The following is a 22,053-nucleotide window of genomic DNA, read 5'->3' as shown; positions in this document are numbered from 1 at the left end:
GGGGGCCCTGCCGTTCGAGCGGCTCGTGGAGGTGCTCGATCCGGTGCGATCGGCCGGGCACCACCCGCTGTTCCAGGTGGCGCTGTTCTTCCAGAACCTCGACCGCGCCGAGGTGACCCTGCCGGACGTCGAGATCGAATCCGTCGACCTCGGTGGGGCCGTCGCCAAGTTCGATCTGCAGCTGACCGTCTCGCCCCGCGAGGAAGCCGGGAAGCCCGCCGGAATGTCGGCGCAGTTCACCTACGCGACCGACCTTTTCGACGAGTCCACGGTGCAGGGTTTCGCCGGGCGCCTGATCCGTCTGCTCGCAGCCCTCGCCGCGGGCACCGACCGCGTGGTGGGCGACCTCGACCTCCTCGACACCGCCGAGCACCGCGCCCTCGCTGTCGGCAACGACCGTGCCGTGCATCCGGTCCGGGCGGCGGGGCTGCTGTCCGCGTACCGGGACGCCGTCGCGCATCGTCCGGATGCGGTGGCCGTCGTCTTCGGCGACGAGACGCTCACCTACGCGCAGTTCGATGCGCGCGTCAACCGGCTCGCCCGGTACCTCGTCGGCCTCGGCGTCGGACCCGAAACCCTCGTGGCACTGGCCATCCGGCGTTCGATCGACCTCCCGGTCGCGATCTACGCGGTCGTCGCGGCCGGCGGTGCCTACGTGCCGCTCGATCCCGACCATCCCGCCGACCGCATCGGGCACATCCTGTCCACCGCGCAACCGGTGTGCGTCCTGAGCACCCGCGCGGACGCGGCGGACCTGCCCGGCACGGTCGCCCCCGTCCTGGTCGACGACCTCGACCTGCGGGACCACGCGCCCGACCCGATCCGGGACGACGAACTGGCCGGTCCGATCCGTCCCGGCACCCCCGCCTACGTCATCTTCACGTCCGGTTCCACGGGACGCCCCAAGGGCGTGTGCATCTCGCACGAGGCCATCGTCAACCAGCTCGAGTGGATGGCCCACGAGTACGAGATCGGCGACAGCGACGTCTATCTGCAGAAGACCGCCACCACCTTCGACGTGTCGCTGTGGGGCTGGTTCCTGCCCCTGCGCGCCGGTGCGACCCTCGTCGTCGCCACCCACGACGGTCACCGCGATCCGGTGTACGTCGCCGAGACGATCGCGCGGCACGGCGTGACGCTGACCGACTTCGTGCCGTCGATGCTCACCGTGTTCGCCGCTCATGCGCCGGCCGGTACCTGTACGAGCCTGCGGCACGTGTTCGTGATCGGCGAAGCCCTGCCACCCGAGACCGTCGACGCCTTCCGTCGCGTCTGCGCTGCCGCGGTGCACAATCTGTACGGCCCCACCGAGGCCGCGGTCTCGGTGACGTACTGGCCCGCCGGCGACGAGCAGCAGAGCGTGCCCATCGGCGTGCCCGAGTGGAACGTGCGCGTCTACGTCCTCGACGGCCGGCTGCATCCGGTGCCGGTCGGTGTGCCCGGCGAGCTGTACCTCGCCGGAGTGCAACTCGCGCGCGGCTACGTGGGCCGGCCGGACCTCACCGCGGATCGCTTCGTCGCCGACCCGCTCGGTGCCCCCGGCGCTCGCATGTACCGCACCGGTGACCTCGTCCGGTGGCGCCGCACCGCGAGCGGTGAGCAGGTTCTCGACTACATCGGTCGTACCGATTTCCAGGTCAAGTTCCGTGGTCAGCGGATCGAGCTGGGGGAGATCGAGTCGGCGTTGCTCGCCCAGCCCACGGTCGGCCAGGCGGTCGCACTCGTCGTCCCCACCGTCACCGGTGAGCAGCTGGTCGGGTATGTGGTCCCCGCGCCGGGTGCGACGGTCGAGACCGCACAGCTGCTCGGCGCAGTCGCCGAGACCCTCCCCGCGTACATGGTGCCCTCGGCGCTTGTCGTGCTGGATGCCTTCCCCCTCAACGCGAGCGGCAAGCTGGATCGTAAGGCGTTGCCGGAGCCGGTGTTCGAGACCCGTGGCTTCCGCGGTCCGCGCACACCCGTCGAGGAGATCGTCGCGGGCGTCTTCGCCGACGTGCTCGGCCTCGACCGCGTCGGGTTGGACGACGACTTCTTCGCGCTGGGTGGCAACTCGCTCGTCGCGACCCAGGTCGCGGCGCGGCTCGGTGCGGCACTCGACACCAAGGTGGCGGTCCGCGTGCTGTTCGAGACCCCCGGGGTGGAGGCGCTCGCGACCCGGCTCGAATCCGAGTTCGGCCGGACCCGACGCGTCGCCCTGCGCGCGCGGCCGCGGCCGGAGATCATCCCGCTGTCCCTCGCCCAGCAGCGCATGTGGTTCCTCAACCGCTTCGACCCCGATTCCGCGGTGAACAACCTTCCGCTGGCCATCCGGCTCCGGGGGAACCTCGACGTCGAGGCGTTGCGGGCGGCGATCGACGACGTGGTGTTCCGGCACGAATCGCTGCGCACGGTGTATCCGGAGGTCGACGGGGTACCGCGCCAGGTCGTACTGCCCACGGCGGATCCGGCCGCCGGACTGGAGCCGGAGCCGGTGAGCGAGACCGGCCTCGCTGCCGCGGTCGCCGCCGAGATCGGTGCCGGGTTCGACGTGACGACCGGGGTCCCGTTGCGCCTGAAGCTGTTCCGGCTGTCCAGTCGGGAACATGTGCTCGTCGTCGTGCTGCATCACATCAGCGGTGACGGATTCTCGATGGGGCCGCTGACGCGCGACGTGATGCTCGCGTATGCCGCCCGGGCCGCCGGCCGGGAACCCGACTGGGCGCCGCCGGCGATCCAGTACGCGGACTACGCGCTGTGGCAGCGGGAGGTTCTCGGCGCCGAGGACGATCCCCGCTCGGTGCTCGCGCAGCAACTCGGCTACTGGCGCGGAACGCTGTCGGGCATCCCGGACCAGCTGGACCTGCCCACGGACCGGCCCCGCCCGCCCGTCGCGTCGAATCGAGGTGCCCTGACCGGCTTCTCCATCGACGCCGGCACGCACGCGGCGCTGGCGGCGCTCGCCCGGGCGCACGGCGTCACGCTGTTCATGGTGGTCCACGCGGCGCTGGCCACCGTGCTCGCGCGGCTGTCCGGCACCGAGGACATCGTGATCGGTACGCCCGTCGCCGGGCGGGGCGAGGCCGAACTGGACGACGTCATCGGCATGTTCGTCAACACCCTGGTGCTGCGCACGCCGGTCGGGCCCGGCGACACGTTCGCCGCGCTGCTCGGGCGCGTCCGTGAGACCGACCTGGAGGCATTCGGGCATGCCGACGTGCCGTTCGAGCGCATCGTCGAGGTCCTCGATCCGGAGCGGTCCCAGGCGCGGCACCCGCTGTTCCAGATCGCGCTCAGCTTCCAGAACCTGGCGCGCACCCGCCTCGAACTGCCGGGACTGACCGTCGAACCGGTCGACTTCGACGTCGATCAGGCGAAGTTCGATCTGCAGGTGACCGTCTCGGACGTGGTCACCGAGGACGGCGAGCCGGACGGGCTGTCCGTGGCGTTGACCTATGCGACCGATCTGTTCGACGTCGGCACCATGGAGTCCTTCGCCCAGCGGTTCACCCGCGTCCTCACGGCGGTAGCCGCCGACCCGGCCACCGTGGTCGGGGACATCCCGCTCCTGCCGGACGAGGAACGCGCCACCGTGCTCGAGGCATGGAATTCGCCGGGCACTCGAGCCGCCGACGGGACTCTCGTCGGCCGGTTCCAGGCGCAGGCCCACCGGACCCCCGACGCGGTCGCCGTCACCGCCGGTGACCGCAACCTGACCTACGGGGAGCTGGCGTCGCGCGTGAACCGCCTCGCCCGCACCCTGATCGACCGGGGGGTACGACCGGACACCCTCGTGGCCGTGGCGCTCCCACGCACCGAGGAACTCGTCGTCGGGCTCCTCGCCGTGCTGCAGGCCGGCGGCGCCTACCTGCCGCTGGACCTGACGTATCCGGCCGACCGCCTCGAGTTCATGCTCCGCGACGCCGCCCCCGTCTGCGTGCTCGTCTCGGGCACCGACCGGGAAGCATTGCCCGACAGTGCTGTCGAGGCGATCGACGTGTCGGCTCTCGAGTTGTCCGCGATCTCGGACGCGCCGGTCGGCGACGACGAACGACAGGCCCCGCTACGCGGCGACAACCTCGCGTACGTCATCTACACGTCCGGTTCCACCGGCCGCCCCAAGGGCGTGCAGGTGCCGCACCGGACGGTACTGGAACTGTTCGAGAACACCTGGCCCGCATTCGAGTTCGGCGAGCACGACGTGTGGACCATGTTCCACTCCTACGCGTTCGACTTCTCCGTGTGGGAGTTGTGGGGACCGCTGCTCCACGGCGGCCGGCTCGTCGTCGTCGATCACTACACCTCGCGCTCGCCCGAGGACTTCCGCGCCCTGCTGGCCCGGGAGCAGGTGACCGTGCTCAACCAGACACCGTCGGCGTTCTACCAGCTCGCCGAGGCGGACCGCGCGGCGGCGGAAGGCGGCGGGGAGTCCGGCCTCCCGGCGCTGCGGTACGTGATCTTCGGCGGTGAGGCACTCGATCTGCGGCAGCTCGCCGGCTGGTACACCCGGCACGCCGAGGATGCGCCGCGGTTGGTCAACATGTACGGCATCACCGAGACCACCGTGCACGTCTCGCACCTCCCGCTCTCCGCGGCCGACACGACACTCGCCGCGAGCGTGATCGGCCGCGGCATCCCGGGCCTGGGCATCTATGTCCTCGACGCGCGCCTGCAGCCCGTCCCGGTCGGCGTGCCGGGGGAGATGTACGTGCGCGGGGCGCAGCTCACGCGCGGGTACCTGGGACGCGCCGACCTCACCTCCGGCCGATTCGTCGCCGATCCGTTCGGCGCTCCCGGCACCCGCATGTACCGGACCGGTGACATCGCCCGCTGGAACGCGCACGGCATGCTCGAGTACGCCGGGCGCAGCGACTCGCAAGTCCAGCTGCGCGGATTCCGCATCGAACTCGGGGAGATCGAGGCTGCTCTCACCGGGGTCGACGGTGTGGCACAGGCCGTCGCGGTCGTACGCACCGACGAGCGCACCGGCGACCGTCTCGTCGGCTACGTGGTGCCGCGCGCGGGCCGGGACCTCGATCCTGCGGCGGTGCTGGACTCGGTGGCCCGGTTCCTCACCGGCTACATGGTTCCCGACGCGATCGTGATGCTCGAGGCGTTGCCGCTCACCGCCAACGGCAAGCTCGATCGCAAAGCCCTTCCCGCTCCGGTATTCAAGGGTGACAAGAAGTTCCGTGCCCCTGGCACGGCCGCCGAGATCGCGATCGCGGAGGTCTTCGCGGAGGTCCTGGGAGTGGAACGGATCGGCGCCGACGATTCGTTCTTCGCGCTCGGAGGCGACAGCATCGTCTCGATCCAGCTGGTGTCGCGGGCGAAGGCCCGCGGTGTGGTCTTCACCCCCCGCGACGTGTTCGAACGCAAGACCGTGGCCGGGCTCGCCGAGGTCGCGCGCGTCGGTGCGGAGGCGGCGGCCCCCGCGCTGGCCGAGCTTCCCGGCGGCGGCGTCGGCGACATCCCGTTGACGCCGATCGTCCGGTACATGGTCGAACGCGGCGGCCGATTCGATCGTTACACCCAGACGCTCGCGCTGGAACTGCCGGCCGGCATCGACCGCGACGGCGTCGTGGGAACCCTCACGGCCGTCCTCGACCGTCACGACATGCTCCGGGCCCGATTGCGCCGCAACGACTCCGGTGACTGGGAGCTGTCGACCACGCCGCCGGGCAGCGTCGACGTCGATGCGCTCGTCACCCGCGTCGAGGTCGCGGCCGGGACGGACGAACAAGCGCTCGCCGACCTCGCCGCGCGGGCACTCGACGAGGCCGAGTCGCGCCTGCGACCGGCCGAGGGCGTCGTGCTGCAGTTCGTGTGGCTCGACCCGGGCGCGGCGCGCACCGGACGGCTCGTCGTCGTCGCGCACCACCTCGTCGTCGACGGCGTCTCCTGGCGCATCCTGGTCCCGGATCTCGTCACGGCGTGGGCGCAGCTGTCGAACGGTGGGCGGCCCGAGCTCCAGCCGGTCGGCACGTCGTTCCGGCGCTGGGCGCACGCCCTCGCCGAGACCGCGGTCCCGGCCCGTTCGGCCGAGCTCGGGCTGTGGCGCTCGATCGTCGAGGGCCCCGATCCGCTGCTCGGCGCGCGCCCGTTCGATCCAGCGGTCGACCTCGCCTCCACGGTGGACAAGGTGCGGATCCAGGTCGATCCCGCGACGACCGACGCGTTGCTGACGACGTTGCCCGCACGGTTCCACGGCGGCGTCAACGACGCCCTGCTCGCCGCGCTGGCGCTCGCCGTCGCCCGCTGGCGCCGCGACCGGGGCGTCGACGAGCCGTCCGCGCTGGTCCGGCTCGAGGGGCACGGTCGCGAGGAGGAGGTCGTCCCCGGCGCGGACCTCGGCCGCACCGTCGGCTGGTTCACCACCATGTACCCGGTCCGGCTCGATCTGTCCGGTGTGGATCTCGACGACGCGTTCGCCGGGGGCCGCGCCGCGGGCACCGCGATCAAGGCCGTCAAGGAGAACCTGCGCGCCGTACCGGACAAGGGCATCGGCTACGGGTTGCTGCGCTACCTCGACCCTGCCGCCGGAGCCGTGCTCGGGTCGCTGCCCGCCGGGCAGATCAGCTTCAACTATCTCGGCCGGATCGACGCCGGCGAGATCCCCGAAGGTGCTGCGGGGCTCGGCTGGCTGCCGGCCGGCGACCTCGGCGACCTGTCGGGCCGCGACGATGCCGACGCCCCCGCGATGGCCACGATCGACATCAACGCGGTCGTGATCGGCGGCCGGCTCGGAGCGAACATCGGGTATGCGAGTGGCCTCCTCGGCCGCGACGACGTCGAGAAGCTCGCCCAGTTGTGGGTGCGCGCCCTCGAAGCGCTCGCCGCACATGCTGCCCGACCCGATTCGGGCGGCCTGACCCCGTCCGACGTCCCTCTCGTGCATGTGGGCCAGAGCGACCTGGACACCTGGGAGACGCGGTACCCCACCCTGGTCGACGCGTGGCCGCTCGCCCCGCTGCAGTCCGGCCTGCTCTTCCACGCGATGCTCGCCGACGGCCGAGCCGACGTCTACACCACCCAGGTGTTGCTCCACCTCACGGGCCGGGTCGATGTGGCCCGGTTGCGCCGGGCGGCGGAGGCGCTGCTCGAGCGCCATCCCAATCTGCGCACGGCGTTCGTCGCCGGCGAGTCCGGAGAACCGGTACAGCTGGTGCTCGACGACGTCGCCCTGCCGTGGCGCGAGGTCGACTCGCTCGGGGCGGACGGCTCCGAACTGGAGTCGACGGTGCGTGCGGACCAGGACGTCCCGTTCGACATGGCCGCCCCGCCGCTGATCCGCTTCCTCGTGGTGCGGACCGCCCCGGACGCGTGGACGCTGGCCGTCAGCAGCCACCACATCCTGCTCGACGGGTGGTCGATGCCGCTGCTGCTCAAGGACCTGCTCACCCTGTATGCCACCGACGCCGACGCGACGATCCTGCCGCGGGTACCTGCGTATCGCAGCTATCTCGAGTGGTTGGCCACGCGCGACCACGTCCGGTCCCGTCAAGCCTGGGCGGACGCACTGGCGGGCCTCGAGGAGCCGGCCATGCTCGCCGAGGTGCTCGGTGACGGCGAGACGGGAGCCGCGGGCGGCGCGGAGCACCGCGTGGCAGTCGACGCCGACACCACCGCTGCACTGACCGAGTACGCGAGCCGGATCGGCGTCACCGTCAACACCGTCCTCCAGGCGGCCTGGGCCGTGCTGTTGGCGCGGTCGACCGGCCGCGACGACGTGGTGTTCGGAACCACCGTCTCCGGCCGGCCCGCCGGACTCGACGGTGTCGAATCGATGGTCGGGTTGTTCATCAACACGATTCCGGTGCGCGTCCGCCTCGACCCGGACACCACGGTCGACGCGTCGCTGCGTGCCCTGCAGGCAGAGCAGGCGGACCTGCTCGACCACCACCACATCGGGCTCGCGGAGATCCAGCAGCTCGCCGGGACCGGCGCGCTGTTCGACACCCTGCTGGTGTACGAGTCGTACCCGATCGACCGGAGCGGCCTCGAGCAGGCGAGCTCGATCGACGGCATGATCGTCGCCGGCGTGAACACTCGCGATGCGACCCACTATCCGCTCACGGTGGTGGCCACGGTCGAAGAGTCGCTGACCTTCGGGTTCAAGTACCGCAGGGACGTCTTCACGGCGTCCACCGTGCAGGTCCTCGCGCAGCGCTACCTCCGGGTGCTCGGCGGCTTCGTCGCCGGAACTGCCGGGACGACAGGACAGCTCGAGATCCTCGGCGACGCCGAGCGGGACGATCTCGTCCGGCGGACCGGAGGCCCGGCGGAACCTGCCGTGCCGTTGGCCGACCTGCTGTCCGCCGCCGCCCGCGACCCGCAGTCGCCCGCCCTGTCGTACGACGGTCGCGAACTGACCTATGCCGAGCTCGACGCCCGCTCGTCGAGGCTCGCGCGTCTGCTCATCGCGCGCGGCGTCGGACCCGAGGACGTCGTGGCCGTGGGACTGACCCGCTCCTTCGAGTCCGTCGTCTCGGTGTGGGCGGTCGCCAAGACCGGCGCAGCGTACGTTCCCGTCGATCCCAACTACCCCGCAGACCGGGTCCTGCACATGGTCACCGACTCCGGGGCGCGGACCGGCCTGACCGTGGCGGCCGAACGCACTGTCCTGCCCGACACGATCCCGTGGGTGGTGCTCGACGACGATGGGATCGAGTCCGAACTCGACGCGCTGTCGACTGCGCCGGTGACCGACCGCGACCGGCTGCGTCCGCTGCGCGTGGACAATCCCGCCTACGTCATCTACACCTCCGGTTCCACCGGGCTGCCGAAGGGCGTCGTCGTCACCCACACCGGGCTGGCGAACTTCGCCGCAGAACAGCACGAGCGTTACGCCCTCGGCCCGGCGACCCGGGCGCTGCACTTCGCGTCGCCGAGCTTCGACGCGTCGGTGCTCGAACTGCTGCTCGCGGTCGAGCCCGGGGCCACGCTGGTGATCGCGCCGCCCACCGTCTACGGCGGCGCAGACCTGGCGGACCTGCTGCGCCGCGAACGCGTCACCCATGCGTTCGTGACTCCGGCGGCTCTCGCGTCGGTCGACCCCGCGGGTCTCGACGACCTGCGGACCGTCGTGGTCGGCGGCGAGGCCTGCCCACCCGAGCTCGTCGCGCGATGGGCGCCGGGCCGGGCGTTCCACAACGGGTACGGGCCCACCGAGACCACCATCATGACCAACATCAGCGATCCGCTCACCCCCGGCGGTCCGATCACCATCGGCGGGCCGCTCCGGGGCACACGCTCGCTCGTCCTCGACGGCCGGCTCCGTCCCGTGCCGGTCGGGGTGGCGGGTGAGCTGTACCTGTCCGGCGTCCAGTTGGCCCGGGGTTACCACGCCCGGGCATCGCTGACCGCCGCCCGGTTCGTCGCCGACCCGTACGGCACCGGCAACCGTCTCTACCGCACGGGCGATGTCGTGCGATGGACCGAGTCCGGTGAGATCGAGTACGTGGGCCGGTCGGACTTCCAGGTGAAGATCCGCGGCTTCCGGATCGAACTCGGGGAGATCGACGCCGTGCTCCGTCGAGATCCGTCGGTCGACTTCGCCGTCACCGTCGGCCGGACGTCCGAGGCGGGGGTCGTGAGGTTGGTCTCCTACGTGACCGCGCGGCCGTCGGCGACCGTCGACACCGCCGCGTTGCTGGCCTCGGCGGCGAGGGCGCTGCCGGGGCACATGGTGCCGTCGTCGATCGTCGTCTTCGACGACGTGCCTCTCACCCCGGTGGGCAAGCTCGACCGTGAGGCGCTGCCGGAACCGGACACCGCCACCCGCCCGTACCGCGCCCCGGAGACCGAGGTGCAGCGGGTCGTCGCGGACATGTTCGCCGAAGTGCTCGGGCTCGACCGGGTCGGCCTCGACGACGACTTCTTCGAACTCGGGGGCAATTCCCTGGTGGCGACCCAGGTCGTCGCGCGCCTGCGGGATGTCCTCGGGGTGCAGGTGCGGGTGCCGTGGCTGCTCGCGGCACCGACGGTGGCGGCGTTCGCCGCACGTCTCGGAGGCGGCGTCGGAGAGGACGCGGCGCTCGCCGTCGTACTACCGCTGCGCGCCGGTGAGCCCGACGTGACGCCGCTGTTCTGCATCCATCCGATGATCGGCCTGGCGTGGCCCTATGCGGCCCTTGCCGCGCGGCTCGCTCCCGGCCGCCCGGTCTTCGGGCTGCAGACGCCGGCGCTCACGGACCCGGGATTCGTGCCGACGTCGATCGAGGCGCTCGCGCGGCGATATGCCGACGAGATCGTGCGGGTCCGACCCGGCGGCCCCTACCGGCTGGCAGGCTGGTCGCTCGGGGGTGTGCTCGCCCACGCGGTGGCGGTGGAGTTGCAGGCCCGAGGCCTGCGAGTCGAACACCTCGCGATGCTCGACTGCATTCCGCGGATCGACACGGACCGCTTCGGCACGGAATTCGCCGAGAATCTCCGCAGCCTCGGAGTGGACGTGGATCCGGAGGCGCTCCGCGACGGTCTGCCGCCGGAGGCGGCGAGCGCCGTGGCTGCCGCGGTGCCCGCCGAACTGATCGACCTCGACGCGCAGCGAGTACAGCGCATCTTCGCTACCGCGGTGCTCTCCCCGGAGTTGATCAACCGGCACGAGCCGGGACTGTTCGCCGGCGACGTCGCCTTCTTCAGTGCGCGTGACGAACACCCGAGCGAAGCGGATGCGGCGAACCTGTGGGCCCCGCACGTGACCGGCCGGGTCCGGAACCGGTTCGTACCGGGGGCGCACGGCGCGATGATGGATCCCCCCGCACTCGACGTGATCGTGCCGGAGTTGGATCGTGACTCGATCGATGTGACGGATGTGATCGGTGAGGTTTATGACCCGCCGTCCGCAAGGTAACGTTCGTCCGCGTGCTGTCGATTCAGTACATGCTGCGCCGCAGGGCGCACCCCGGTCCGCCGGGGTTCGGGGACGCCCGCCTGCCGGGCCTGAGGAGGTTGACGGAATGAGTGTTGTCGAGTCGCGGAGCCGCGCTCGGAGGATGGGAGCAGCCGCGATCTCGGCGGCGGTACTTGCGCTGCCGCTGTTCACGGGCGCCTCGTTCGCCTCGGCCGACCCGGTGGCCGACACGCTGCAGCCCATCACGGCCGTCACGTCCGAGAACGGGTCGTACATCACCAAGATCGAGAACTACGGTGAGCAGCAGCTGCTCGTCTGGGTGTACTCGGCGTCGATGGACGAGGAGATCCTGCTGGACGTGTGGCGCCCGGCCGACACCAGCAAGCCCGCGCCGACGCTGTACCTGCTCAACGGCGCCGGCGGCGGCGAGGACATGGCCACGTGGCGGGGCCGTACCGACGCGATCGAGTTCTTCAAGGACAAGCACGTCAACGTCGTCTCGCCCGTCGGCGGCATGTTCAGCTACTACACCGACTGGAAGAACCCCGATCCGCAGCTCGGTGTGAACAAGTGGGAGACCTTCCTGACCAAGGAGATTCCGCCGCTGGTCGACGGGGCCCTCGGTACCACCGGAGTCAACGCCGTCGCCGGCATCTCCACCTCGGGCACCTCGGTGTTCCAGCTGCCCATGGCCGCGCCGGGGCTGTACCGGGGTGTCGCTGCCTACAGCGGATGCGCACAGACGTCCGACCCGATCGGCCAGCAGTTCGTCAAGATCACGGTCGAGACGTGGGGCAGCGGCGACACCGAGAACATGTGGGGACCGACGAACGACCCGATGTGGGCGGAGAAGGACCCGTACGTCAACGCCGAGAAGTTGCGCGGGCTCGAGATGTACATTTCCAACGGCAGCGGCCTGCCCGGTCCGCACGACACGCTGACCGGCCCGGAGATCGACGGTGACGCGGGAGTGCTGGCCAACCAGATCGTGGTCGGCGGCGTGATCGAGGCCGCAACCAACTACTGCACCCACAACCTGAAGAACCGGCTCGACAGCCTGGGCATCCCCGCGACCTACAACTTCCGCGAGTCCGGAACCCACTCGTGGGGCTACTGGCAGGACGACCTGAAGGACTCGTGGCCGGTGCTGCAGCGAGCCCTCGGCATCTGATCTCCGGTCCTCGGATCACTCGTACACGCGAACGGCCCCTCCCGGCGGGAGGGGCCGTTCGCGTGCCGCGACCGTCGAGTGTCTAGCCGGTGGGAGGCGCCGTGCACGGGGCCGGCACGGTCTCGGCGTACTGCGGATCGAGAGCCGACTTCACCAGGTGCAGCGACTCGGGCAGTTCGAGCAGGGCGAGGTGATCGGCCGGGCTGGTCGGACACGCGTCCTCGAGCCACACGTTGTGCACCACGCTGTTCTCGCTGGGCTGCAGGAAGGCATTCTCCGGTGGCGTGGCGACCGTGTCCTGACGGGTGGCGATCGAGGTGTACTCGATTCCCGGCAAGGTCTCGGCCCCGGAGTTGAGCCGGGCCAACACGCGCGATCCGATCAGCTGCTGACGTCCCGCGATACCGAAGACCATCTGCGCGAGGCGTTCGGTGGCCCATTCCTCGTTCCCCAGCCCGAGACGGGCGAACAGGGAGTACAGCTGCTGCATGCCATTGAACGTGGTTCCGTGGTTGGTGGCGCCGAGCATCACCAGTTTGTCGACCTTGTTGCGGTCCGGGTCCACCGGGTCCGCGCCACCCTCGAACCGCAGGTACTGGCGGGAGACCGGTCCACCCTGCGAGTGCCCCACGAGGTCGACCTGGTCCGCTCCGGTGTGAGTGAGCACCGCATCGACGAACTCGCCGACCTGCTTCGCGGAGTCCTCGATGCTCCCGACCCCCCAGACCATCAGCTCCGGGTCGACCAGCGAGCGGATGCCGCCGTAGTTCAGGGCGTAGACGCAGTAGCCGAGATCGGCGAGCTGCGGGGCAGCGACGGCCCACGTGCCGGTCATGTCCATCCTCGTCCCGTGGACGAGAACAACCGGCCGGGGATGCTCGGGGGAGGGCACACAGTCGAGGTCGTTCGCTCCGGCGGGACTCGGCCCCATCGAGTCGAGCAGCGCCGGCAAGGACGTGGGCTCCGCGGCAGCCGTGGGCTCCGCGGCAGCCGTGGGCAGCGCCGGCCCGGCGGCGGCCAGGGCGGCCGCCATCACGGCGACGGTGATCCGGCGGGCGTACTTCATCGGCATTCCTCCGTGGGCCGCACCGGGTGACAGTGCTTCGGCTGCTTGCTGCAGCCGTTGTGCGGCCGCGGTCGGCGGACAGGATAACAGCCGGGGACGGCCGCTCGGGGTCGCCGCGATCAGCCCTCCTCGGCTGCGCGCCGATAGCCCCGGATGGCCGGCACCGTGAACAAGGCGACGGCGAGGAAGACCCACAGCAGTGTCTTGACGAGCGGTTCGGCGAGCGGACCGCCCATCGCCAGCGCCTTCATCGCGTCGATCGCACACGACATCGGCTGGTTCTCCACGATCGGTTGCAGCCACCTCGGGTAGGCCATCACCGGGACGAACCCGGAGTTGAAGAACATCAGCAGGGTGCACCCGATCGACACCAGTTCCACGAGGGGCAGCTTGCTCGACATGGTGGCGAGGACGGTGACCATGAGGGCGAACCCGATCCCGAAGAGGATCGGGATCACCAGAATCCCGAGCACGGCGAGATAGCCCTGCGTGAACCGGAACCCCAGAGCCACCCCGGCCGCCAGGATGACGATCGTGGTGGCCAGCACCCGGACCGCCTCGGCGAACATCCGGCCCAACAGCCCGGCAGCCCGGTGGATCGGCAGGGTGTGGAAGCGGCCGAGCAGGCCCGTCTGCCGCTCCGTACGCAGACCCACGGCGCTGACCACCGAGCCGAACATGGCACCGACCAGAATGATCATCGGGACCGTGCCGTAGATCGCGGGCTGACCGGTCGCGGCGGTGACGGTGTTGCCGAGCACGACCCGGAACATCAGCAGGGTCAGCGCGGGGTAGAGCAGCGCCTGGATCATCGTCGCGGGATCGCGCGCCCAGCGCAGCAGCAGGCGCCCGCACTGGATTCGGCTGTGCTCCCACAGGGCCGCCGACGACCGCTCCGGATGGGCGCGCGTGGGGTCCAGGAAGGCGAATGCGGCGCCGTCGGCGTCGACGGGCCGGGCCTCGGGCGTTCCGGTCACCTGCGAATCACCCCCGCCTCGTGCTGGCCCATACGGCCAGTGGCGCGAACACGAGCGCGAGACCCGCGCACCAGGCCACGGTGGGGAAGAGGACCTGCCAGGTGACGCCACCCTCGGCCATGTCCTGCATGGCGAACGAGAACTGCGAGATGGGCTGGTTGCGGACGAACGGCCGGATCCACTCGGGGAAGCCCTCCTCCGGGACGAAGCCGCACGAGAGCATGCCGAGGATCAGCTGCGGCAGCGTCAGGGCCTGCGCGGTGGCCTCGGGACTCTTCGACAGCGTGCCGATCGCGTCGGCGCCCAGCGCCAGGACGAGACTGATCGCCAGGGCGGTGACACAGAACAGGACCGCCTGCCCGAAACCGGCCGAGAACCGGAACCCGATCGCGTATCCGAACAGCAGCGCCCCCGCCAGGGACACGACGGACCGCAACATCGCGCTCGACATCCGGGAGAGCAGCGGGACCGCACTGAACACGGGCATGGTCTGCAACCGGCTCGTCAGGCCCGTCATCGCCTCACCCGAGGACAGCTGCGCCGCCGAGATGGCGGTGAACGCCATCGCCTGCAGGACGATGATCGGCATCAGGTACTGCGCGTAGTCGATGCCCTGCAGCGACATGACGAACTTCAGGGGCAGGTAGAAGCCGAGGCCGAACACCACCGGGGTGATCGCCGCAACGACGAGCTCGCCGTACCGCGCCATGGTGCGGACCGTGCGCATCGTGAGCGCACTCCACTGGTTGAGCACCGTCGGGTCGGCCCGTCGGTGCGAACCGACCCGCTTCTCCGGGAGGGTGATCTTCGCGTCGTGCCGCACCCGCTGGGCGCTGATGCTCTTGGTGTGCACGGTCACGCCGGCTCTCCCGTCGTCGGTTCCTGGGCATCGGCGCCGGCCGTGTGGCCGGTGAGGCTGAGGAACACGTCGTCGAGCGACGGCCGGCGCAGACCGATGTCGGCCAGCTCGATCCGGGTGGGTGCCAGCCGGCGCAGGGCCTCGGCGAGGGTCGCCGGACCGTGCGGCGCCGGGATGGAGACCCGGTCGTTGGAGTCGGACGCGGCCAGTTCCGCCCGGACGTCGCCCGGGACGAGGTTGCCGAGTGCGTGCACCACCCACGGCAGGGCCTTCGGATCGGCCGGGACGATCTCGCAGTAGCTGCCTCCGGTCGAGGCCTTGAGCTGGTTGGCCGTGCCCTCGGCGACGACGGTGCCCCGGTCGATGACGATGATGTTGTCGCTGAGCAGGTCGGCCTCTTCGAGGTACTGCGTCGTCAGCAGCACCGTGATGCCCTGCTTCTTGAGCGCGCCGACCAGGGACCAGACGCCCTGCCGGCTGCGGGGATCGAGACCGGTGGTCGGCTCGTCGAGGAAGACCACCTCGGGGCGCACGACGAGACCGCACGCGATGTCGACGCGGCGGCGCATGCCGCCGGAGTAGTGCCGCACCGCCCGTTTGCCGGCGTCGACCAGGTCGAATTCGCGGAGCAGATCGTCGGCGCGCTGGCGGGCGGCCGCGCGGTCGAGACCCATCAGACGGCCGAAGAGGATCAGATTCTCCCGGCCCGACAGCGTCTCGTCGAGGGCGGCGTACTGCCCGGTCATCATGATCGAGCGGCGCACGGCGGCCGGGTCGGCGACCACGTCGTGTCCCGCGATCACCGCGCGCCCGCTCGTCGGGCGCAGCAGTGTGGACAGGATCTTCACCGTCGTGGTCTTGCCGGCGCCGTTGGGACCGAGAATGCCGAGGACCGAGCCGCGCGGGGCGGAGAACGTGATGCCCTTGAGGGCATGGACGTCGCCGAACGACTTGTGCAGGTCGTCGACGAGGACCGCTTCGTCGTGGTATCTCAGCATCACTCTCCGCCGTGGAACTCTCGGTCGGCCGCTCGCGGACCCGTCGACGAGTAGATCCCGCCGTCACGCCGCGATGTTACCGGCCGCCCCGTGCGGTCCGGGTGGCCTGCGAGTGCCGCGCGGCGGCCGCGTCAGCTCCAGACGCCGATCTCGTCGAGGTGCCGGACCAGGCGCCGGGCCCCGTCGGTGAAGTGCCGGCGGGTCTCCTCACCTGCGGAATCGGTGTCCGCGCGGCCGAGCGCGTCGATCAGGCGGCGGTGCGACGCGACGGCGGCGGCGCCCCAGGCGGGGTCGGACGAATAGAAGTGCACCGGGGTGTAGCGGGTGGCGTTGAGTAGGAACCACGACAGTTTCCGCGCGCCGGTCACGCGGTTGAGGGTGCGGTGGAACGCGAATTCGAGGTCCTCGATCCGCGCCCCGTCACCGCCGCGCACCGCCTCGGCGAGACGTTCGTTGAGGTCGGAGAGTTCCGCGACGGTCTCCGGGGTGATCGCCGCCGCCGCCCGGCGCGCGAGCTCCTCCGCGATCTGTCCCTGCAGCCAGAACAGGTCGTCGATGTCGCCCCGGCTCAACGGCGCGACGACGTAACCGCGGTGTGGAACGAGCTCCACGAGTCCCTCGCCGCGCAGTGTGAGCAATGCCTCACGCACGGGGGTGACGCTCACGCCGAGTTCGGCGGCGGTCTCGTCCAGCCGGATGAAGTCACCGGGCCGGACCCCGCCGGACATGATGAGGTTGCGGACGTGCACCGCCACGTCGTCCGACAGCTGTGGCCTGCGGCGCAGCGGCCGGCCCCCGGACGCCCGGGACTGGGCAGAAGACGTCATCGGCACTCCCTACAGTCCTGCGTTCCGGTATACCGGTCGGTTCCGTCCGACGGATTATCGCGCACCGGTCACCCGCCGTGGGGGAGGGTGGCTCGGTGTGCTCGCCCTGCGGGTATGCGAAGCCGGCACTAACGTCGAGCCGGTGAGTCACCGAACGTCTCGGCGCCGATTCCTCGGCACCGCTGCCGGCGGCGTCGTCGGACTCGGATTGCTCCCCGGCGTACGTGCCGAGGCCCGGCCGGTGTCTCGTCTTCCCGACCCGGCGACCGTCCCGGCCACCGATCCGGCCATGTTGAGCGCGGTCGAGGCGGCCAGTCTGCTGCAGTCCGGACAGCTGCATCCGCGCGAACTCCTCGATGCGTACCTGCGCCGTACCCGGGACCACGACGGCGGCGTCGGCGCGTGGATCCACCTCTATCCGGACCTCGCCTATGCCGCCGCCGACGCGGCGGCCACCCGGCTCACCGCCGCCCGGACGACGGGCGAGCCCGTCTCGCCGGTGTGCGGGCTGCCGATCGCGCTCAAGGATCTGTTCGCGGTGGGCGGGCTTCCGCTCACGGCGTCGAGCAACGTGCTCCGGGACAACGTCGCCGCCGGGGATTCCGGCGTGTGGCGCCGGCTGCGGGACGCCGGGGCGGTCCTGCTCGGTCACGTGCACACCGACGAGTTCGCGATCGGTGTCGTGACCCCACAGGTGGCGAACCCGTGGAACCCGCGGTACTCCCCGGGCGGCTCGTCGGGCGGCAGCGCGGCCGCGGTGGCGGCCCGCTTCGCCCCCTTGTCCGTCGGGAGCGACACCGGCGGTTCGCTGCGGCTGCCGGCGAGCGCGTGCGGCGTCTCGACGATCAAGCCGACGTACGGGCGGGTCACCTCGCACGGGATGATCCCGCTCACCTGGACCAGGGACCATCCCGGCCCCATCGGGCACAGCCTCGCGGACGCCTCGCTGCTGCTCGGTGTCCTCGCGGGCGAGGAGACGGACGACCCGGTGACGGCCGGCGGCCCCGGCGTGCCCGAGGGGGGCTACCCGCTGACACCGCCCGCCGGGGCGACCCCGCTCGCGGGCGTCCGTATCGGCCTCCCGCACGGCGCGACCGACCGGTTGGCACCGGAGCTGCGGCGGCTGTTCGACGAGTTCCTCGCGACGGCGCGCGCACTGGGTGCCGAGCTCGTTCCGGTGTCGATGCCCCACCCGCCGGAGTCGCTCCTGGCCGGTGACACCGCGGAGATGGGCGCCTACCACCGGCAGTTCGCCGACCGGATCGGCGAGTACCGCATCGACCTCGCGCCGCTCGTCAGTGCCGCAGTGGCCTCTCTGGCGCTGCCCGTCGCCGACTACTTCTCGCTGGAGCAGGACCGGCTGCGTTATCAGCACCAGTACAACGCCATGTTCCGCGACCACGAGCTCGACGTGATCGCCCTGCCGGGCGCGCTCGACGACGGCTGTCCCCGCGATGCGTTCGCGGGTCTGAGCGTGCTGTCCGGGGTGGCCGGCGACGTCCAGTGGGCCAATTACACCGGCGCCCCGGCTGTTTCGTTCCCCGTCGGCCGCTCGGCGGTGACCGGGCTGCCGTTCGGCGTCCAGCTGGGTGCGCTGCCGTGGCAGGAATCCGGGTTGATCTCGGTGGGGCTGGCCCTGCAGGAGGCGCTGCCGGTGTGGCGCGAGGTGCCGACGGTCGCGCCGGCGGCGCGGGAACTGCCGGTGGTCACGCCGACGGTTCCGGGCCCGGGTCCCGATCCGACCAATACGCTCGGGGCGGCGGCGCCGGTGCGGACGCCGGCGACCCTGTCGACCGGAGGATTGTGACGGCCGTCCTGCCGACGCGAAGTTGAGAATGCCGGGGCGGTCCTGCATACTGGTCGGGTTGCCTTGACCGGGTCACGGTTTTCCGCGGCTCGGAACGAGATCGAGTGACAGTCGCGGATCGAGCCTGACGGCCTGGTCGCGGCCACATGCAAGACGGAAGCAGTACCTCCCTGTACCCGTACGGGTACATCCGGCAGGTCGGTCCGTGGTGTCGAGCATCGGTTCGACGCTGCGGAGCGAGCAGTAGGGCGACACGCCCGACCGCGTGTGCCGGAGAACAATGACAGATGAACAGCGGCATGCGGATCGGGTGCGCCCGGTCACGAGTTGTGGAGAGTGCTGTTCGCCGTCGCCGTTCGGGCGGAACTGTGCAGACGAGGTGGTTCCCGATTCGCTCGGGTGCTACGAAACGCGGCAAGAAAAGGACACATAAGCGTGGCGGGACAAAAGATCCGCATCAGGCTCAAGGCCTATGACCATGAGGCGATCGACGCATCTGCGCGCAAGATCGTCGAGACGGTGACCCGTACGGGCGCTCGCGTGGTCGGCCCGGTGCCGTTGCCCACCGAAAAGAACGTGTACTGCGTCATCCGCTCGCCGCACAAGTACAAGGACTCGCGCGAGCACTTCGAGATGCGGACTCACAAGCGGCTGATCGACATCCTCGACCCGACGCCCAAGACCGTCGACGCGCTCATGCGCATCGACCTCCCGGCGAGCGTCGACGTCAACATTCAGTGACTTTCGAGACCAGCGAGCTTGTAGAAGACGCAGCGGAGACAACACATGACTAACCAGATCAAGGGAATCCTGGGCACCAAGCTCGGCATGACCCAGGTCTTCGACGAGAACAACCGGGTCGTTCCGGTCACCGTCGTCAAGGCCGGACCGAACGTGGTCACCCAGATCCGTACCGAGGAGCGCGACGGCTACAGCGCCGTGCAGCTCGCCTACGGTGCGATCGACCCGCGCAAGGTCACCAAGCCGGTCGCCGGCCAGTTCGCGAAGGCGGGCGTCACTCCTCGGCGCCACATCGTCGAGCTGCGTGTCGACGACACCGACGGCATCGAGATCGGCCAGGAGCTCACCGCCGAGGTCTTCGAGGACGGCGCATTCGTCGACGTCACCGGCACCTCCAAGGGCAAGGGCTTCGCCGGCACCATGAAGCGTCACGGCTTCGCCGGTCAGGGCGCCTCGCACGGTGCGCAGGCTGTGCACCGTCGTCCGGGCTCCATCGGTGGCTGCGCCACGCCGGGCCGCGTGTTCAAGGGAACCCGCATGTCCGGGCGCATGGGTAGCGACCGCGTCACGACGCAGAACCTCTCGGTCCACAAGGTGGACGCCGAGAACGGCCTGCTGCTGATCAAGGGTGCGATCCCGGGCCGCAAGGGCGGCGTCGTGATCGTCAAGACCGCAGTGAAGGGTGGTGCACGGGCATGACCAGCACCGAGACCGCAACCAAGCTGACGCTCGACGTCAAGGCCCCCGGCGGCCAGACCAACGGCACCGTCGATCTCCCCGCCGAGATCTTCGACGCCCCCGCGAACATCGCGCTGCTCCACCAGGTGGTCGTCGCGCAGCTCGCCGCGGCTCGCCAGGGCACGCACGCCACCAAGACCCGCGGCGAGGTCCGCGGCGGTGGCAGGAAGCCGTACCGCCAGAAGGGCACCGGCCGCGCCCGCCAGGGCTCGACCCGCGCGCCGCAGTTCGCCGGCGGTGGCACCGTCCACGGCCCGCAGCCGCGCGACTACAGCCAGCGCACGCCCAAGAAGATGAAGGCTGCCGCCCTCCGCGGCGCCCTCTCCGACCGGGCTCGCAACGAGCGCATCCACGTGATCACCGAGCTCGTCGCCGGGCAGGCGCCGTCCACCAAGGGCGCGCGTACCTTCCTCGCGGAGCTGACCGATCGCAAGAACCTGCTCCTCGTCGTCGGCCGTGAGGATCTCGCGGCGTGGAAGAGCGTGCAGAACCTGCAGAACGTGCACGCGATCGCTCCGGACCAGCTGAACACCTACGACGTGCTCTACAGCGACGACGTCGTGTTCAGCGTCGAGGCGCTCAACGCGTTCATCCACGGGCCGGCCGAGTCCGCCCAGGCAGAGAAGGAGGAGAGCAAGTGAGCACGATCGCGGATCCGCGCGACATCCTGCTGGCTCCGGTCATCTCCGAGAAGTCCTACGGGCTGATGGAGGAGGGCACCTACACCTTCCTGGTGCACCCGGACTCGAACAAGACGCAGATCAAGATTGCCGTCGAGAAGGTCTTCGGCGTCAAGGTGACCAGCGTCAACACCGCCAACCGTCAGGGCAAGCGCAAGCGGACCCGGTTCGGTTACGGCAAGCGCAAGGACACCAAGCGCGCGCTCGTGACCCTGTCGGCCGACAGCAAGCCCATCGAGATCTTCGGAGGGCCGGTCGCCTAGGCGGCCGGGACTCGAGAGATAGAGGACGAGAAGACTCATGGCAATTCGTAAGTACAAGCCGACAACCCCGGGTCGGCGCGGCGCGAGTGTCTCGGACTTCGCCGAGATCACCCGCTCGACGCCCGAGAAGTCGCTGGTTCGCCCGCTGCACGGCCGCGGTGGCCGCAACGCGCACGGCCGCATCACCACCCGGCACAAGGGTGGCGGACACAAGCGTGCCTACCGCCTGATCGACTTCCGCCGCAACGACAAGGACGGCATCCCGGCCAAGGTCGCTCACATCGAGTACGACCCCAACCGCACCGCCCGCATCGCCCTGCTGCACTACGTGGACGGCGAGAAGCGCTACATCATCGCCCCCAAGGGCCTGGTGCAGGGTGCTCCGGTCGAGTCCGGCCCGCAGGCCGACATCAAGCCCGGCAACAACCTGCCGCTGCGCAACATCCCGACCGGTACCACCATCCACGCGGTGGAACTGCGTCCGGGCGGCGGCGCCAAGATGGCCCGCTCCGCCGGCGCCAGCATCCAGCTGCTCGGTAAGGAAGGCACCTACGCCACCCTGCGTATGCCGTCCGGTGAGATCCGTCGCGTCGACGTGCGCTGCCGCGCCACCGTCGGCGAGGTCGGCAACGCCGAGCAGTCGAACATCAACTGGGGCAAGGCCGGCCGCATGCGCTGGAAGGGCAAGCGCCCGACCGTCCGTGGTGTGGTCATGAACCCGGTCGACCACCCGCACGGCGGTGGTGAGGGCAAGACCTCCGGTGGTCGCCACCCGGTCAGCCCGTGGGGCAAGCCCGAGGGCCGCACCCGCAAGAACAAGGCGTCCGACAAGCTCATCGTCCGTCGTCGCCGTACCGGCAAGAAGCGCTAGTCAAGGAGGGAGTTAGAGAATGCCACGCAGCCTCAAGAAGGGCCCGTTCGTCGACGACCACCTCCTGGCGAAGGTCGATACGCAGAACGAAAAGGGCACCAAGCAGGTCATCAAGACCTGGTCGCGCCGTTCCACCATTCTGCCCGACTTCATCGGTCACACGTTCGCCGTCCACGACGGTCGCAAGCACGTGCCGGTGTTCGTCTCGGAGTCGATGGTCGGCCACA

At 70.4% G+C, this 22,053-nt stretch carries 14 protein-coding genes; 9 read left to right on the top strand and 5 right to left on the bottom strand.

Annotation, left to right across the window (positions count from 1 at the left end; translation table 11 throughout):
• Positions 1–10,828: non-ribosomal peptide synthetase (locus OEY_RS28755; RefSeq protein WP_010595610.1), on the top strand; the 10,828-nt coding region annotated here is incomplete at its 5' end.
• Positions 10,829–10,970: 142 nt separating this feature from the next.
• Entirely contained in the window at positions 10,971–11,999 is a 1,029-nt protein-coding gene (locus tag OEY_RS0120295; RefSeq protein ID WP_010595609.1) for an alpha/beta hydrolase, read from the top strand.
• 82 nt (positions 12,000–12,081) lie between these two features.
• On the opposite strand, the gene OEY_RS0120290 is transcribed toward OEY_RS0120295, so the two are convergent.
• The 5 genes from OEY_RS0120290 to OEY_RS0120270 form a co-directional block, all read right to left on the bottom strand.
• On the bottom strand, positions 12,082–13,065 hold the full coding sequence (locus OEY_RS0120290) for a lipase family alpha/beta hydrolase (protein WP_010595608.1): 984 nt from the start codon (positions 13,063–13,065) through the stop codon (positions 12,082–12,084).
• Positions 13,066–13,184: 119 nt separating this feature from the next.
• The gene (locus OEY_RS0120285; RefSeq protein ID WP_010595607.1) at positions 13,185–14,042 is read right to left on the bottom strand and encodes an ABC transporter permease; all 858 of its coding nucleotides are present in this window, start codon (positions 14,040–14,042) and stop codon (positions 13,185–13,187) included.
• Between the two features lie 7 nt (positions 14,043–14,049).
• Positions 14,050–14,901 (bottom strand): ABC transporter permease, encoded by an 852-nt coding sequence (locus OEY_RS0120280; protein ID WP_003938097.1) that lies wholly within the window; start codon positions 14,899–14,901, stop codon positions 14,050–14,052.
• Positions 14,898–15,899, bottom strand: coding sequence for a daunorubicin resistance protein DrrA family ABC transporter ATP-binding protein (locus OEY_RS0120275; RefSeq protein WP_010595606.1), 1,002 nt, complete (start codon positions 15,897–15,899; stop codon positions 14,898–14,900). The genes OEY_RS0120280 and OEY_RS0120275 overlap by 4 nt, the downstream gene beginning before the upstream one ends.
• A gap of 131 nt (positions 15,900–16,030) precedes the next feature.
• A complete protein-coding gene (locus OEY_RS0120270) occupies positions 16,031–16,726 on the bottom strand; it encodes a GntR family transcriptional regulator (protein ID WP_026137935.1) in 696 nt (231 codons plus the stop codon).
• Positions 16,727–16,868: 142 nt separating this feature from the next.
• On the opposite strand from OEY_RS0120270, the gene OEY_RS0120265 reads away from it, so the two are divergent.
• The 7 genes from OEY_RS0120265 to rpsS form a co-directional block, all read left to right on the top strand.
• The gene (locus tag OEY_RS0120265; RefSeq protein WP_040272334.1) at positions 16,869–18,533 is read left to right on the top strand and encodes an amidase; all 1,665 of its coding nucleotides are present in this window, start codon (positions 16,869–16,871) and stop codon (positions 18,531–18,533) included.
• 435 nt (positions 18,534–18,968) lie between these two features.
• A complete protein-coding gene (gene rpsJ, locus OEY_RS0120260) occupies positions 18,969–19,274 on the top strand; it encodes a 30S ribosomal protein S10 (RefSeq protein ID WP_003938093.1) in 306 nt (101 codons plus the stop codon).
• A 45-nt stretch (positions 19,275–19,319) separates the two neighbouring features.
• Entirely contained in the window at positions 19,320–19,973 is a 654-nt protein-coding gene (gene rplC, locus OEY_RS0120255; protein WP_003938092.1) for a 50S ribosomal protein L3, read from the top strand.
• Positions 19,970–20,653, top strand: coding sequence for a 50S ribosomal protein L4 (gene rplD / locus OEY_RS0120250; protein ID WP_003938091.1), 684 nt, complete (start codon positions 19,970–19,972; stop codon positions 20,651–20,653). The genes rplC and rplD overlap by 4 nt, the downstream gene beginning before the upstream one ends.
• Positions 20,650–20,955 carry a 50S ribosomal protein L23 gene (rplW, locus tag OEY_RS0120245; RefSeq protein ID WP_003938090.1) on the top strand — a complete coding sequence of 102 codons (306 nt, stop codon included), beginning with the start codon at positions 20,650–20,652 and terminating at the stop codon, positions 20,953–20,955. Before rplD ends, rplW begins: the two co-directional genes overlap by 4 nt.
• A 37-nt stretch (positions 20,956–20,992) precedes the next feature.
• Positions 20,993–21,826: a 50S ribosomal protein L2 gene (rplB, locus tag OEY_RS0120240; RefSeq protein ID WP_003938089.1), complete on the top strand. Its 834-nt coding sequence runs from the start codon at positions 20,993–20,995 to the stop codon at positions 21,824–21,826.
• Positions 21,827–21,845: 19 nt separating this feature from the next.
• On the top strand, positions 21,846–22,053 hold a 208-nt coding region (gene rpsS / locus OEY_RS0120235; protein WP_010595603.1), incomplete at its 3' end, for a 30S ribosomal protein S19.

The sequence above is a fragment of the Rhodococcus sp. P14 genome, assembly GCF_000256505.1.
In the GTDB taxonomy this organism is placed as follows: Bacteria; Actinomycetota; Actinomycetes; order Mycobacteriales; family Mycobacteriaceae; genus Rhodococcus; species Rhodococcus ruber.
This window is presented reverse-complemented; position numbering and strand designations above follow the sequence as displayed.

What these genes read in the sequence shown, in the direction of transcription:
- OEY_RS0120270 (WP_026137935.1), bottom strand. Translation starts at nt 16,726, where the DNA reads ATGACGTCTTCTGCCCAGTCCCGGGCGTCCGGGGGCCGGCCGCTGCGC.
- OEY_RS0120275 (WP_010595606.1), bottom strand. Translation starts at nt 15,899, where the DNA reads ATGCTGAGATACCACGACGAAGCGGTCCTCGTCGACGACCTGCACAAG.
- OEY_RS0120295 (WP_010595609.1), top strand. Translation starts at nt 10,971, where the DNA reads ATGGGAGCAGCCGCGATCTCGGCGGCGGTACTTGCGCTGCCGCTGTTC.
- rplB (WP_003938089.1), top strand. Translation starts at nt 20,993, where the DNA reads ATGGCAATTCGTAAGTACAAGCCGACAACCCCGGGTCGGCGCGGCGCG.
- rplD (WP_003938091.1), top strand. Translation starts at nt 19,970, where the DNA reads ATGACCAGCACCGAGACCGCAACCAAGCTGACGCTCGACGTCAAGGCC.
- OEY_RS0120290 (WP_010595608.1), bottom strand. Translation starts at nt 13,065, where the DNA reads ATGAAGTACGCCCGCCGGATCACCGTCGCCGTGATGGCGGCCGCCCTG.
- rplC (WP_003938092.1), top strand. Translation starts at nt 19,320, where the DNA reads ATGACTAACCAGATCAAGGGAATCCTGGGCACCAAGCTCGGCATGACC.